The organism is Pseudomonas sp. R15(2017), assembly GCF_002112685.1.
Classification (GTDB): domain Bacteria; phylum Pseudomonadota; class Gammaproteobacteria; order Pseudomonadales; family Pseudomonadaceae; genus Aquipseudomonas; species Aquipseudomonas glycinae.
Genome location: NZ_NEII01000007.1, coordinates 33,995 through 47,312, shown reverse-complemented (window position 1 = coordinate 47,312; position 13,318 = coordinate 33,995). Strand labels below are relative to the sequence as shown.

Annotated in this window: 12 protein-coding genes; 4 read left to right on the top strand and 8 right to left on the bottom strand. The window is 62.7% G+C overall.

The genetic code is table 11. From position 1 onward, the window contains the following. Positions 1–7 precede the first annotated feature (7 nt). From CAF77_RS15500 to CAF77_RS15490, 3 genes are all read left to right on the top strand, one after another. Positions 8–1,078: an SCO family protein gene (locus CAF77_RS15500; RefSeq protein WP_223290665.1), complete on the top strand. Its 1,071-nt coding sequence runs from the start codon at positions 8–10 to the stop codon at positions 1,076–1,078. A gap of 104 nt (positions 1,079–1,182) precedes the next feature. Then, positions 1,183–2,676, top strand: a complete 1,494-nt coding sequence (locus tag CAF77_RS15495) for a HAMP domain-containing sensor histidine kinase (RefSeq protein WP_064378922.1) — start codon at positions 1,183–1,185, stop codon at positions 2,674–2,676. Then, on the top strand, positions 2,645–4,081 hold the full coding sequence (locus tag CAF77_RS15490; RefSeq protein WP_064378923.1) for a sigma-54 dependent transcriptional regulator: 1,437 nt from the start codon (positions 2,645–2,647) through the stop codon (positions 4,079–4,081). Before CAF77_RS15495 ends, CAF77_RS15490 begins: the two co-directional genes overlap by 32 nt. Here the strand turns inward: CAF77_RS15490 and CAF77_RS15485 are convergent. After that, positions 4,072–4,440, bottom strand: a complete 369-nt coding sequence (locus tag CAF77_RS15485) for a hypothetical protein (protein WP_064378924.1) — start codon at positions 4,438–4,440, stop codon at positions 4,072–4,074. The two genes, CAF77_RS15490 and CAF77_RS15485, sit on opposite strands and share 10 nt — an antisense overlap. A 164-nt stretch (positions 4,441–4,604) precedes the next feature. Between CAF77_RS15485 and CAF77_RS15480 the strand changes: the two genes are divergently transcribed. Continuing rightward, entirely contained in the window at positions 4,605–5,411 is an 807-nt protein-coding gene (locus CAF77_RS15480; RefSeq protein WP_064378925.1) for a class I SAM-dependent methyltransferase, read from the top strand. Positions 5,412–5,570: 159 nt separating this feature from the next. Here CAF77_RS15480 and CAF77_RS15475 read toward each other — a convergent pair whose 3' ends face one another. From CAF77_RS15475 to CAF77_RS15445, 7 genes are all read right to left on the bottom strand, one after another. Further along, complete coding sequence (locus CAF77_RS15475; RefSeq protein ID WP_064378926.1) at positions 5,571–6,263, bottom strand: GNAT family N-acetyltransferase; 693 nt, start codon at positions 6,261–6,263, stop codon at positions 5,571–5,573. A 117-nt stretch (positions 6,264–6,380) separates the two neighbouring features. Further along, positions 6,381–7,169: a ChbG/HpnK family deacetylase gene (locus CAF77_RS15470; RefSeq protein WP_085655717.1), complete on the bottom strand. Its 789-nt coding sequence runs from the start codon at positions 7,167–7,169 to the stop codon at positions 6,381–6,383. Beyond that, on the bottom strand, positions 7,141–8,328 hold the full coding sequence (locus CAF77_RS15465) for a GNAT family N-acetyltransferase (protein ID WP_064378928.1): 1,188 nt from the start codon (positions 8,326–8,328) through the stop codon (positions 7,141–7,143). Before CAF77_RS15465 ends, CAF77_RS15470 begins: the two co-directional genes overlap by 29 nt. A gap of 4 nt (positions 8,329–8,332) precedes the next feature. Beyond that, complete coding sequence (locus CAF77_RS15460) at positions 8,333–9,022, bottom strand: GNAT family N-acetyltransferase (RefSeq protein WP_064378929.1); 690 nt, start codon at positions 9,020–9,022, stop codon at positions 8,333–8,335. Between the two features lie 67 nt (positions 9,023–9,089). Next, entirely contained in the window at positions 9,090–11,009 is a 1,920-nt protein-coding gene (locus tag CAF77_RS15455; RefSeq protein ID WP_064378930.1) for a hypothetical protein, read from the bottom strand. Then, positions 11,006–12,313 (bottom strand): lipopolysaccharide biosynthesis protein, encoded by a 1,308-nt coding sequence (locus tag CAF77_RS15450; protein ID WP_064378931.1) that lies wholly within the window; start codon positions 12,311–12,313, stop codon positions 11,006–11,008. The genes CAF77_RS15455 and CAF77_RS15450 overlap by 4 nt, the downstream gene beginning before the upstream one ends. Further along, positions 12,310–13,311 (bottom strand): polysaccharide deacetylase family protein, encoded by a 1,002-nt coding sequence (locus CAF77_RS15445; RefSeq protein WP_064378932.1) that lies wholly within the window; start codon positions 13,309–13,311, stop codon positions 12,310–12,312. Before CAF77_RS15445 ends, CAF77_RS15450 begins: the two co-directional genes overlap by 4 nt. Between the last annotated feature and the right edge of the window lie 7 nt (positions 13,312–13,318).

Genomic DNA, 13,318 nt, shown 5'->3' with positions numbered 1-13,318 from the left:
AGCCGACATGACCCAGCCAACGCCGCGCTCCCGCGCCCTGGGCATGCACCTGATTCTGGTGCTGGTCACCTGCCTGCTCGGCAGCCAGGTGCTCATCGCCCATCAGGCGCAGCCCGAAGGCGCCAGTGAATCCGCCACCCCGTGGGGTGGCGACTATTTCCCCAACACCCTGCTGACCGACCAGGACGGTCGACAGGTGCGCTTTTTCGATGACCTGATCAAAGACAAGGTGGTGGTGATCAACTTCATCTTCACCTCGTGCAGCGACTCCTGCCCACTGGAAACCGCGCGCCTGCGCCAGGTGCAGAAACTGCTTGGGGACCGAGTCGGGAAAGACATCTTTTTCTACTCGATCACCATCGACCCGTTGAGCGACACCCCCGCAGTGCTCAAGGCCTATGCGCAACGCTTCAAGGTCGGCCCCGGCTGGAAATTCCTCACCGGCGAGTTCGAAGACGTCACCGAGCTGCGCAAGAAGCTCGGGCTGTTCATCGAAGGCGTCGACAACGGGCGCACCAAGGACCACAACCTGAGCCTGATCGTCGGCAACCAGAGCACCGGGCGCTGGATGAAAGCCTCGCCGTTCGAAAACCCATGGATCCTCGCCGACCAACTGGCCAACACGCTGCAAAACTGGAAACAGGCCAGCACCGAAGAAAGCTACGCCGACGCCCCGCAGATCCGGCCGCCGAGCAATGGCGAAGAACTGTTCCGCACCCGCTGCGCTTCGTGCCACAGCCTCGGCCCGCAGGATGGCGAAGGCATCGGCATGCGCAACATCGGCCCGGACCTGATCGGCGTGACCCGTCAGCGCGACGCGGCCTGGCTCAATCGCTGGATCCGCGAACCGGATCGTGTGCTGGCGGAGAAAGACCCGATCGCACTGCAACTGTATGAGCAATACGAGCGTATTCCGATGCCCAATCTGCGCCTGGACGAGGCCTCGGCGCAGTCGATCATCGACTTTCTGAGTGCCGAAACCGAGCGTCAGCATCCGTCCGTGCAGCCCTTGGCCGACGGGGCATTGACGCCAGTAAAACCGGCTTCTGCCAGCGAAACGGTGAGTCGTATGCAGTAGCGGCTAAATAGCATCATTGAACCGTGTGTCACGGTCATTGCCACCTACACTCATTCGAGAAGGCGGCTGTAACGGGCTCGACACAAAAAAGCCAGGGCAATCCCATGCAGCAACTGGAAGAACAAAAAACAGCAGCGCCGAACATAGCGTTGGCAGCCATCAAGAGTTGGGGCGGGCAGTTCAATCTGCTGCGCTGGTTCTCGCTGGCCAGTTTTTTCATCATCGCGGCCGTGGCGCTGGGGCTGGGGTATATCTCCACGCGCTTCGTGGTCACCGAAAGCGTGGAGCGCGATGCGCTGCTCACCGCGCAATTCGTGCAGGCCATCGGCGATGCGGAAATGCGCCATGCCAACATCACGCCGCAACGGACCATGGGCGAGATGCTCGACTCGCGCCAGGACGGGAACTACCCCGACGTCGATCCGCTGTCCCATGCAATGGCCCGTGCCGAGTTTCTCGATCATGTCGAACATTTGCCGGATGTTCTGCTGGCCACGGTGTACGCCCTGGACCGCACGGTCATCTGGTCGACCAACCCCGAACTGATCAACGTCAAGTTTGAAGACGACGACGAGCTGGATGAGTCGTTCGAGATGAAAGTCCCGGTGTCTTCCAGTTATCACAAGATCGACGATGAAAAACCCGAGCAGCGGCTTTCTCGCGAACCCAAATACCTGTTCATCGAAAACTACATTCCGATGTTCAACGCCGACAAAAGCAAAGTGGTCGCCATGGTCGAGATCTACAAGGAACCGGCGGATCTGGTCGACCGTATCGACCGAGGGTTCGCCTCGATCTGGGCTGCGACGATCCTCGGCGGCGCGGCGATTTACCTCGGGTTGTTCTGGATCGTACGGCGCGCCTCGACGCTGCTGCAAAGCCAGCAGCAGCAACTGATCAGCAATGAAACCTTTGTCGCTCTGGGCGAGATGTCTTCGGCGGTGGCCCACAGCCTGCGCAACCCGCTGGCGACCATTCGTTCCAGCGCCGAACTGGCCCAGGAAATCGCCAGCCCCGGCGCACAGCGCAACATCGGCGACATCATCAGCCAGGTCGACCGCATGTCGCGCTGGGTTCGCGAACTGCTGGTGTCGTTGCGCCCGATGAGTGACGACGGCGAGGCGGTGGACCTGCTGGCGGCGGTCGAGGACACCCTGGGGGCGTTTGATGCGTTGATCCGGCGCAATGGCGTCGAAGTGCGATTCGCACCACAAGATTGCCCGCCGGTGGTCAGTCAACAGGTGCTGCTCACGCAAATTCTCAATAGCCTGTTTGCCAATGCCCTGGAAGCGATGCCCAGAGGCGGCGTACTCAGTGTCGAGATTGAAACGGCGCAGACCGGTCAGGTGCGCATGACCCTGAGCGACACTGGCAAAGGCATGAGCGCGCAGCAGCAACAACTGGTGTTCAAACCGTTTTTCACCACCAAGCAGGGCGGCCTCGGGGTCGGCCTGGCGCTGGTCAAGCGAATCATGGAGCGGTTTCAGGGTTCGGTCATGCTGACCAGCCGCGAGCAGGAAGGAACCCGCGTCAGTCTCAACTTTAGAGTGGCATCGGGAGGGGAATATGGAACACAGCATTCTGCTGGTCGAGGATGACGAACTGCTGGCCGAGAATATTCAGACCTACCTGGAGCGCAAGGACTTCGAGGTGACGGTCTGCCACTCGGCCGAGGACGCGCTGGGGCAACTGGAAAGCTTCATGCCGGACATCGTCCTGACCGACAACTCGCTGCCGGGCATGAGCGGTCACGATCTGATCCAGAAGCTGCGCATCAGCGCGCCGGACCTGAAAGTGATCATGATGACCGGTTACGGCAACGTCGAAGACGCGGTGGTCGCGATGAAGGAGGGCGCCTTTCATTACGTCACCAAACCGGTCGCGCTGCCGGAACTCAAACTGCTGCTGGACAAGGCCCTGGCCACCGAACGGATGGAGCGCACGCTGTCGTTCTATCAGGAGCGTGAGGCGCAGAAATCCGGAGTACAGGCGCTGATCGGCGAATCGGCGCCGATGCTGCATTTGAAGAACACCATCGGTCAGTTGCTCGAAGCCGAGCGGCGCATGACCAACGGCGATCTGCCGCCGGTGCTGGTGGAGGGCGAAACCGGTACCGGCAAGGAGCTGGTTGCCCGTGCGCTGCATTTCGACGGTGCGCGCAGCAAAGGCCCGTTCATTGAATTCAACTGCGCGTCGATTCCGGCCAACCTGGTGGAGTCGGAGCTGTTCGGTCACGAGAAAGGCGCGTTCACCGATGCCAAGGACCGCCGGGTCGGGCTGGTGGAAGCCGCAGATGGCGGCACGCTGTTTCTCGATGAAATCGGTGAAATGGATCTGGTGCTCCAGGCCAAGCTGCTGAAATTGCTGGAGGATCGCACCATTCGCCGGGTCGGCTCGGTGAAGGAGCGCAAGGTCAACCTGCGGGTGATCAGCGCCACCAATTGCAACCTTGAACAGATGGTCCAGCAGGGCAAGTTCCGCCGCGATCTGTTTTTCCGGCTGCGGATCATCTCGATCAAGGTGCCGCGTCTGTACGCCCGTGGCGAAGACATCCTGCTGCTGGCCCGGCACTTCCTCGCCAGTCACGGCAAGCGCTATGGCAAACCGAACCTGCATTTCAGCGATCAGGCCGAAGAACTGCTGCTCAGTTACACCTGGCCGGGTAACGTGCGCGAGCTGCGCAACATGCTCGAACAAACCGTGCTGCTGGCGCCAAACGACACCATCGCCGCTCATCAACTGAACGTGTGCATGAGCCTGTGCGATGAGCTGCCACCGCAGCATCAGCACGAGGTGCAGCACCCGCACTTCGAACCGCGTCCGGCGAGCAACACCGAATCGATGAACCTGCCGGAAGTCGAGCGCGACATGGTGCGCAAGATGCTCGACAAGACCGACTGGAACGTCACCAAATCGGCGCGCCTGCTGGGCCTGAGCCGCGACATGCTGCGCTACCGCATCGAAAAGCTCGGCCTGGCGCGGCCGGACAAGCGTCAGTGGTAAACGGCGGTGCTGCGTGGATTCGGCGAGCCGAGGCATTCCAGCACGCACGTCGGGTCCAGCACCTCGTCGTTGACGTAAATGCCGCGCTCGGCATCGTAGGTGCGGATAAACACCCGCACCGTCGCATCGGCCACGGTCGGCAGTTGCGAGTCCTGGAAAACACGGCGATCCGGGATGACGATGAAATCCTGCGGCGGCGTGTCATCGAACGGCCGGGGCGGCTGGGCCGACAGCGACGGTGGAGCAGGGTGGGCAAAGGGCTGGTCCGCCCCGTAGTAGTTGAAATTGCTGTCCAGCGCCTGCGCCTGGGCGGCGGCGAGCAGACAGGCGGACAACAGCAGTCGATTGAACATTCCCATGGCAGCACCTGTGGAAGCGGATTTCCCCAAGGTTGTTAACTATAGCTGCCCGTGGTGCACGGCGTTGTTGCAGGCGTGGTCGGCTTACAAGTTCGCAACAACCTGTTGCGCGAGGCTGAACTAGACTCGGGCCGCTCAATGGTGAGCATCGCCCGGAGTGCGCCATGGAAGTGCCGAACAATAAAAACGCCGTCGAGAGCAATCGACAGGCGTGGAATGATTCCGCCCGTCATCACCAGGACTCCCCCGAGTGGCAGGCCTTGCTGACCGAAGTTGCGCAGGCCGATTTTTCCTGCCTCGACGACACCCTTCGCGGCTTGCTCGAGCAGGTCGGTGTCGATGGCAAAGACGTTGTGCAGTTGTGTTGCAACAACGGTCGCGAAAGCCTTTCGCTGTTTGCCCTCGGCGCACGGAGCGTGGTCGGCATCGATCAGTCGAGCGCGTTTCTCGAACAGGCCCGCGAACTGAACAAGCGTTCGCCGCATAACGCCGAGTTCATCGAAGCCGATATTCATCATTTGCCCGAATCGCTGCGCGCCCGTTTCGACGTTGCGCTGATCACCATCGGCGTCTTTGGCTGGATGCCTGACATCGGCGAGTTCTTTCGCCACGTCGCCTCGACCCTCAAACCGGGCGGACAACTGGTGATCTACGAGACCCACCCGTTCCTGGAAATGGTCGACCCCGAGGCCGAAGACCCGTTTCGCCTCGCCAGCTCGTATTTCCGCGAAGAACCGTTCGTGCAGGAAGAACCGATCGTCTACGTCGGCAAGGTCGAACAGCCGGCGGCGAAGTCTTACTGGTTCGCGCACACCCTCGGCGCGATCTTCACCGCCGCCCTCGAGGCCGGCCTGACCATCACGCACTTCAAGGAATACCCGCACTCAAACCGGGAAGAAGCCTATGACCAGTACCAGAACCGCGAGGCGCAGATGCCGATGTGTTTTACGTGGGTGGGGGTGAAGTCCTGACCTGACAATTGAGGTGCGGCGACTGGCCCTATCGTCGGATCGCCGCCCGGGGCAAGCCCGCTCCCACAGGGATCTACGGCAATCACGTATTTTGTGGTCGACATAAATCCTGTGGGAGCGGGCTTGCCCGCGATGGCGGCTGCAAAGCCGCCACAAATTTCAAGCCTGCGCAGCCGCCGTCACCACCGGCCGTCCCGGCTTGCGCAGCGGATCGAGGCGTGAGCCTTCGTAGCGGGTTTCACGGAAGAACCGCCATTTGCCGAACAGGCAATAGACGTGGGTGACGCGGCCCTGTTCGTGATAGCCCATGCGGATGTGCAGTTTCAGCGCCGGGATGTTGTGGGTTTCGCAGACGTCCACCACTTTGTTGCAGCCCTGGGCGGCCATGGCTTCCCAGAGGGCGACCTGAACGTCCACCGACAGGCTGCTGCCGAAGTAGGCGCGGGTCATTTCGCCGCCGAACTCGAAGAACTCGCCGGGTTTGACCGGGAAGGTGCAGCCGTAATAGTGGCGGTCGTGGTAGTCACGACTGCTGCCCCAGATGAACCCGACCGCATGGCCGTCGGCGTCCAGGTACATGTGCCCGGTGTGGCCTTCGTCGGCCAGTTCGGCCATGGTCTGCACCCGGTCACCGAAGTGCCTGGCGAACGCGCCGGCATTCTCGGCGGTGATGTCGACTTTGCGCAGACCGTCGTAGGGGCGCAGCTTGTGCGGCGGTACCGGGCTGACCAGGTCGCGCTCCATCCACAACAGTTCCCAATGGAAGAACACGTAGCGTTTCCACAACGTGCCGAAGGTGCGGCCCAGGCCTTTTTGCTTGATACGTTCACGCAGCTTTTCAATGACGTTCATGATGCCCTCCGAGGCCGGAGCCCGGGTGTTGTGGATGACGCTTTTGTGGGTATAGATCAGCCCTGCAAGTTCATGTCAAAGCGCCAGCTTTGAATGTATTGCAAGTTGTGTAACGGTTCAGAGTGCCTCGGCACCGCGTAGAAATTCCTTGTTCAGATCGGCATAGGAAACCCGTGGAACCCCCGCCAGCTGCAGCTCTAGCACGCGGCTCAGGGACTCTCCGGGTTGCAGATAAGCGTCACCGAAATCCGCCCCGAGCTGGTTCGGATGGGCGACGATTTCCAGCACGCCGTCGGTCGGCGCAGCAGCGTTGCGCAGGTCCACCGGGGTGCAGACGTAATCGGCAGTGACCCCGGCCAGTCCCTGCAAACGACGGTTGAGCAGGCCCTTGAACACGCGTTTGGGCAGGCTGAGGTTTTGCCCCAGGTTGCGCGCCAGGCGCACGGGCACGCCTTGGTGGGCAGCGAAGCGCGCGACGATCTCGCCGATCGGCCAGATGTTGTGCACGTGCTGATGCGAATCGAGGTGGCTGGGACGCACGTCATGATCGACGCAGCGCTGCCACTGCGCCTGCAATTCTTCCTGCACCGCCTCGCGGTCTTCGCGGCCCAGCCACAGGCTGTGGCGAGGCAGGTTGAGGTCGAACACGCCGTGGCTGTCGCAGAAGGTGCGACGCTGGAGAATGGCCCGGCTCAAGGGCCGACCGTAGGTCAGGTTGAAGTGCAGGCCGATCCGGCCTTCCAGCAACGGCAGCCGGGCCATGGCGCAGGCTGCTTCGAACGCCGGCATGTTGGCCATCGCCGTGGCGGAACTGATGACCCCGGCCTGGAACGCGCCGAGGATCACCGCGTTTTCGTTCGGACTGAGGCCGAAATCGTCAGCGTTGACTATGACTTGGCGAGGCATGTTCGCCCTCCTTGGTGGGGTTGATCACAGGTGTCGCAATGACCGCCGCTCTGGCCGCCGCACGCTTCGCCCGCCATTGTTGCAACCCAGGCTTGAGCCGGTGCCAGACGCGCAGCCCGAACCCCAGCAGCAGCCCGCTCGGGCGCCAGGAGTAGAAGCTCCAGCGCCAGTGTTCCAGTTGCCCGGTCATGCGTTCGTGCAGTTGATGGCTGGAGTTTTCCAGGCTGACCCGCGAGGCATCGATCCAGCGCCAGTTGTCGTCCAGCCCCCAGCGAATCCATTCCTCCAGCAGCACCCGGCCGCTGCCCAGATCGGCGTACTGCGGCAGGAAGGCGAGGTTGTAATCGTAGAGCCGGCCCTGCTCGAGCAGGCCGAGCCGATAGCTGATGCAACGCCCGTCCAGTTCCAGCATCACCACGCGCACCCGATCCGAAGCGGCGAGGGCGGTGAAAGCGTTTTCCATGCAACGGCGGCTGCGCTCGCTGGCAAAGATCCCGACGCCTTCGTCACCTTTCCAACTCACCGCTTCGACTTCGCTGATGACCTGCAGCAACGGGCCCATGCTGGTCGCGTCGGGCGTGATCCGCCGGACTTCGGCGCCGCACGCGGCAATACGCTTGCGCGCCCGGCGCAGTTTGTAGCGCGGGTCGCCCGAGACTTCCTGGCGGTCGGCGTCGCTGATCAGGTGCACCGGCACCCGGCAGCTCAAGCGACGTTCGCCGGTGGAGCTGTGGGTCATCCATTCGCTGAGCACGCTTTCGGCGCCGACCGGCTCGGCGATTTCGTTGAGTTGCAGCAGGGCGTGGGGCACTCGCTGGCGAATCAGCCGCAGGGCTTGGCGCATATCGTCGGCGTTCAGCTGTGATAACAACGCCAGGCGATCAGCCAGCGGATAACCCAGGTGATGCACCACCCGAAACGGCACACCGAAAAACCGTTCACGGCTCGCCACCAGTGGCAGGCACAGGCACAATTCGTCCGCTTCCCAACCCAGCAATACATGCAGTCGCTCGTGCGCATCGAGCGCCTGCTCTGCCGCACACAGCCAGTCGAGGCTGTTGAACGGCGTGTGATCCGTCACCCGCAGGCGCAGCGCTTCATAGGCCGCCGCCGGGAAGTCAGGTGCGCACAACGAGGTGCGCCATTCGAATCGCGCCATAGGCTCAGGTCGCCGTTGCTGTGACAGGTGGACGGGAAGGTTTGCGCAACGCCTCCAGGCGCGAGCCGTTGTAGCGGGTTTCGCGGTAGAAGCGCCAGCGACCGAACAGTTTGTAGATGTTCATGATCCGACCCTGTTCGGTATAGCCCATGCGCAGATGCAGCTTGAGCGCCGGGATGTTGTGGAATTCGCAGACGTCCACGACCTTGTCGCAGCCCTGGGCGGCCATGGCTTTCCACAGTTCCAGTTGCAGATCCACCGACAGTTCGGTGCCCCAGTAGGCACGGGTCAGTTCGCCGCCGAATTCGAAGAACTCACCGGGTTTCACCGGGAACAGGCAGCCGTAGTAGTGCCGGTCGAAATAGTCTTGAGCGGTGCCCCAGATGAAGGCCACCGCATGGCCCTGATCGTCCAGGTGCATGTGCCCGGTGTGATGTTCCCGGGCAAGCTCCGCCATGGTGCCGACGCGGTCGCCGAAGTGGCGGGCGAAGGCGCTGACGTTGTCCGGGGTGATCTTCACCACCCGCAGCGGCGGGTAGGGCTTGAGGCTGTGGGGTGGCACCGGACTGACAAGGTCGCGCTCCATCCACAGCAGTTCCTGATGAGAAAAGACGTAGTGTTTCCACACCTTGGCCAAGGTGGCCCGCAGGCCTCTGTGTTTGATGTGATCGCGGATTTTTTGCAGAACATTCATGGTCGTGGCTCCTGATGACGAGTCATCGCGCGGCACAGGCCAGCGCGGCCGGACATCAACGGGGCGGTCACGAGGCGCTCCAGCTCAGGGCAAACAGGGTCTGTCCCGGCAGTTCGAAGCGCACGCGGCCGTCCTGACAGCGAAACGGCGCGTCGCGGCTGCGGTTGTCGGCACCGAAGTAGCGCAGTGCGCCGCCGCTTAGCGGGCATTTGGCGCCCGCCAGATCGACATGCTGCAAACGCGTGCCTTTGTTCACGCCGAGCAGTCCTCGCTGATCGTCGCCGGCCATCGCCAGCACATCGACTTCGAACGCGTCGTTCTCCAGCCACAGCACGTTGTGCAACCAGTGCTGCTGAATGAACTGCTGGGCCAGGCCCACCGGTTTCAACTCGAAGCGGTCATCGCCCAGCACCCGCAACATGCCTTTGGGGTACTGCGGCTCATCGGCGGCCTGGAACCAGTTGAGCATGCTCAGCAAGCCGTCCTGGGAGGCGTTGATCACCACCGAGGCCCACCACAGCGAAGTGAAATGGGTTTCCTGATCGTAGGGGCTCAGGCTCGAGCCGCTTGAGAGGTTGGTCTGGTCCAGCAGCAAGGCTTTGCGTGGTTGACCCTTGGCGTCGAGACCGACCAGGTCCGCCGCCCGACGCACGCTGTCGCGGTACACGCGCGTGGCGAGCAGGTCGCGAATCATCCACTCGTGCCAGGCCAGCGCATCGACCTGATCGGCGGATTCACCGAGCAGGCGCCGGGCCCAGTCGATGCCGCGCTTGTTCGCCGCGTTGTCGGCGAACGGGCCGTTGACCAGCCGTGAACTGGCCGGCATCGCGATGCGCACACCTGCTTTGGCATTGGCCGGATCGCTGCGCACTTGCCGGGCCATGCTGGTGAAGATCGAACGGTATTGCTCGTAACTCGAATAATTCAGGTTGGGCTCGTCGGCAAACCCGATGTAATGCGTGCCTTTGCCGCCCAGCGCACGGGTACTGGCGAGCCAGGCGTCGAGGCCGTTGTTGCTTTGCACGTCGGCGCGCAGATCGGCCTGACGCTGACTGCCGGCGAGCAAGGTGATGTCCTGGCGAATGCCGAAGCGATCCTGATAGACCTGGCGAAACGCATCTTCGAAGTGCGGTTGTCTCGCCGTCACGTCGACGAAACTGTAGTAACTGGCGGCCGTCGGTTTCAGCGCATCGAGCAGCGGATGGCTGGCCGGCGGCGGCATCACGTAGGGCAGGGCGATGCCCAGATCCGGGGTGCGGCCGAGGACTTTGTCGTGCAGGGTCAGGCGCGTCTGGCCGTCGTCTTCACGCAGCGGTTTGAGCTGTTGCGGGCTCTGTGCAAACAGATTGGCCGTGCCGTCGAGCCAGAACGCCGCTTTGCCGCTGCCTTGCAGACGCAGGCGCCAGACCTGTTCGCGTTCGCTGACCGGCAACGCCACCTGATCGAATTGCCAATAGGCGCGATAGGGTTTCAGCGCCAGTGTCAGGGGCTGCCCATCACCGACCCGCTGCGCTTGCAGGGCGCTGACCCCGCCGTGGAACTTGCCCGCCAATATCGCGTGCTCACCCGCGGCGACCTTGAAATACAGCTCATCGCCGTTACGGGTTTCCGCGCTGAAATGCACTTTGGCCGGAGCGAACAGCGCCACGGTGTTTTCGTCGTGCTCGACCCGATAACTGCGGAAGCTGTAGCCGGGGATCTCCAGCTGATAACTCGCGGCGCCCGGCGCCAACGGCCAGCTCTGGCTGCCACGGGTTTCACTGGCCTTGATGAAGCGTTCACCCTGCAATTGGCCGCGGCCGTCGAGCAGGAAGATGTGCTCTTCGTTGGCCTCCGCCTGCCACGCCGGCGCCCAGCGCACGGTCACCGTGTCGGGGCGATCCGCTTGCAGGTACAGACTGCCGTCGCGAATGTCGCCCCAACGCATCGACGCCGCGAAGGCGTCCAGCGACAGGCCGAGACCGAGCAGCAGGGCCAGGCCTTTCATGCTGCCTTCCGACGCTGCAACATCAGCCACATCGGCGTGAGGTCGCTGGGCAGAATGATCAGGGTTTGCCAGAACGCCACGCCGCTCAACCGGCAGTACAACACCAGCATCGCCACGGTCACCGCCAGATAGGCAATCGACGACGCTGCCGCTGCACCGACGATGCCGTAGGCCGGAATCAGCAGCAGGTTCAGCGCAAGATTGAGCAGCGCACCGAGCCCCATCAGCAGCGACACCGTGCCGGGGCGGTTCTTGCCGATCAGGTCCAGGCGCAGGATGCTGGCGTAACACAGACCCAGCAGCCCCGGCAGCAAGGCCAGCAGCGCCGGATACGCCGGTTGGTAGGCGACGCCGAACAGGGTAACGATCAGCCATTCGCCGATCACGGCCATGGTCAGGCAGGCGCCGAGCATCACCGTGGCGGTCAGGCGCAGAGCCAGCGGCGTGACCTTGTCCATGCCTTCGTCCTGTTGCAGCAGGCGTTTCATCAGCGGCGTGGTCACCGCTTCCGGAACGATCAGCAGCAATTCGGCGGCGGCGCTGGCCATCGCGTAATGCCCGAGGGCAGTGCTGCCCAGCAGGGCACCGATGAACAGGTAATCGGAACGCAGGATCACTTGCTGGAACAGCAGATCCGGGTGACTGCGCGCACTGAAACGCAGCAATTCGTTCTGGCTGGCGCGATCCCATTGCAGCTGCAACGGCTGCGCGCGTTTGAGCCACAACCAACCGACCAATACCACCAGACTGATGCCGGCCAGCCAACTGATCAGCGCGGCTTCGAGGGCCGCTTCTTTCCACATCCAGAACAGCGCGAGAAACAGCAACAGCGGCGCCAGGGATTCCACCAGTCGCAAGGCATTGAACGCGACCACGCCGCCGGACGCATTGTGCAAGGTCAGCAGACCACTTTTGAGCACGGTCAACGGCACCGCCAGCAACAACAGCCACGCCAGCAGACCGAGTTGCATGGTCACGTCCAGTTCACTGCCGAACTCGCGCACCAGCGCCACCACCAGCAAGGTCAGCAGACCCGCCAGCAAACAGCCAAACACCAGCACTTGCGCGAGCAACAAGCCCATCGGCCGCTGCTTGGCTGCCTGATAACCCACGGCGGAATTCAATCCGCCGCTGGTGGCGGCGCTGATCAGATCGGGCAGGGTGCTGAGCAGGGCGAACAGGCCCCGTTCGCTGGGGCCGAGAATTCGCGCCAGCAGCACATTCCTCAGCAGGCGCAGGGCGATCATCGCCAGTTTGGTGCCCATGCTCAGCGCCAGGTGCTTGAGGTAACTGCCTCGACTCATGGCCGCGCCCCGCGATAGATCCGCCACGACAGCAGTTGCGGATTGCGCGCTGTGCGCTGGCTGACACCGAAGCGCGGCAGGTTCAGCGGATCGCCGGTACCGCGATAGATGCCACTGCCGGTGCCCAGCGCAAACGGGAAATCGTGATTGGCGATCTGTTCGCGCACCCGCTCGTCGTTGTCGCCGTTGGGGTAGCAATACACCGGCAGCGGACGGTTGCAGCCGTTGAGCATGGCATCGCGGCTGCGGCTGATTTCTTCGCTCAGGCGCACGTCGTCCAGGCCGGTGAGGATCGCGTGACTGGCGCCGTGCGGGCCGAAACGCACCAGACCGGAAGACTCCATCGCCCGCACCTGATGCCAGTCCAGCGCCTGGGGCTGCGACTCTTGCGGGCACTCGTCGGTCAGGCGTTCGAGTATCTTCGGATCGAGCGCCTTGAGGCTTTGCAGATAATGCAACAGGGTCAGACTGCGGCGATCCACATCGATGTCATCCAGCAGCACTGGCAACGGCTGGCCGGCGGCACGCAGGCATTCGATCAGGTGCGTGCGGGCTTTTTCACCATGACTGCCCCACAGGGTTTCGCCGATGCTCTCCCACCAGAAACGCTGCCGGCTGCCGATGAAATCGGTGGAGAGAAAAATGCTCGCCGGCACCTGATGTTTCTGCAGCAGCGGAAAAGCGTTGGCGGCGTTGTCGCGCCAGCCGTCGTCAAAGGTCAGCGCCACCTGCGGACGCTCGGTGCGCAGGGCATTGGGTTGCAGGATCTCCATCAGCGGCACGCAATCGAAATGCTTGCGCAGCCACACCAGCAAGTGTTCGAAGGCCTTGGGCCCGACGCACAGTTCGTTGCGGTGCGGCAGGTCGGCGGCGCGGTCGTTGGAAAGCACCCGGTGCAACATCAGGATCACCCCGGCGCCGTGCAACTGGTTGCGTCCTATGGACGAGTTGAGATAGAGCCAGCCGCTGGTGCGTTTAATCAGTTGTTTGATCGCCATGGCTCTG

Coding starts and splice junctions, on each gene's coding strand:
- CAF77_RS15480 (WP_064378925.1), top strand. CDS start 4,605: ATGGAAGTGCCGAACAATAAAAACGCCGTCGAGAGCAATCGACAGGCG.
- CAF77_RS15495 (WP_064378922.1), top strand. CDS start 1,183: ATGCAGCAACTGGAAGAACAAAAAACAGCAGCGCCGAACATAGCGTTG.
- CAF77_RS15460 (WP_064378929.1), bottom strand. CDS start 9,022: ATGAATGTTCTGCAAAAAATCCGCGATCACATCAAACACAGAGGCCTG.
- CAF77_RS15450 (WP_064378931.1), bottom strand. CDS start 12,313: ATGAGTCGAGGCAGTTACCTCAAGCACCTGGCGCTGAGCATGGGCACC.
- CAF77_RS15475 (WP_064378926.1), bottom strand. CDS start 6,263: ATGAACGTCATTGAAAAGCTGCGTGAACGTATCAAGCAAAAAGGCCTG.
- CAF77_RS15445 (WP_064378932.1), bottom strand. CDS start 13,311: ATGGCGATCAAACAACTGATTAAACGCACCAGCGGCTGGCTCTATCTC.
- CAF77_RS15485 (WP_064378924.1), bottom strand. CDS start 4,440: ATGGGAATGTTCAATCGACTGCTGTTGTCCGCCTGTCTGCTCGCCGCC.
- CAF77_RS15465 (WP_064378928.1), bottom strand. CDS start 8,328: ATGGCGCGATTCGAATGGCGCACCTCGTTGTGCGCACCTGACTTCCCG.
- CAF77_RS15470 (WP_085655717.1), bottom strand. CDS start 7,169: ATGCCTCGCCAAGTCATAGTCAACGCTGACGATTTCGGCCTCAGTCCG.
- CAF77_RS15500 (WP_223290665.1), top strand. CDS start 8: ATGACCCAGCCAACGCCGCGCTCCCGCGCCCTGGGCATGCACCTGATT.
- CAF77_RS15455 (WP_064378930.1), bottom strand. CDS start 11,009: ATGAAAGGCCTGGCCCTGCTGCTCGGTCTCGGCCTGTCGCTGGACGCC.
- CAF77_RS15490 (WP_064378923.1), top strand. CDS start 2,645: ATGGAACACAGCATTCTGCTGGTCGAGGATGACGAACTGCTGGCCGAG.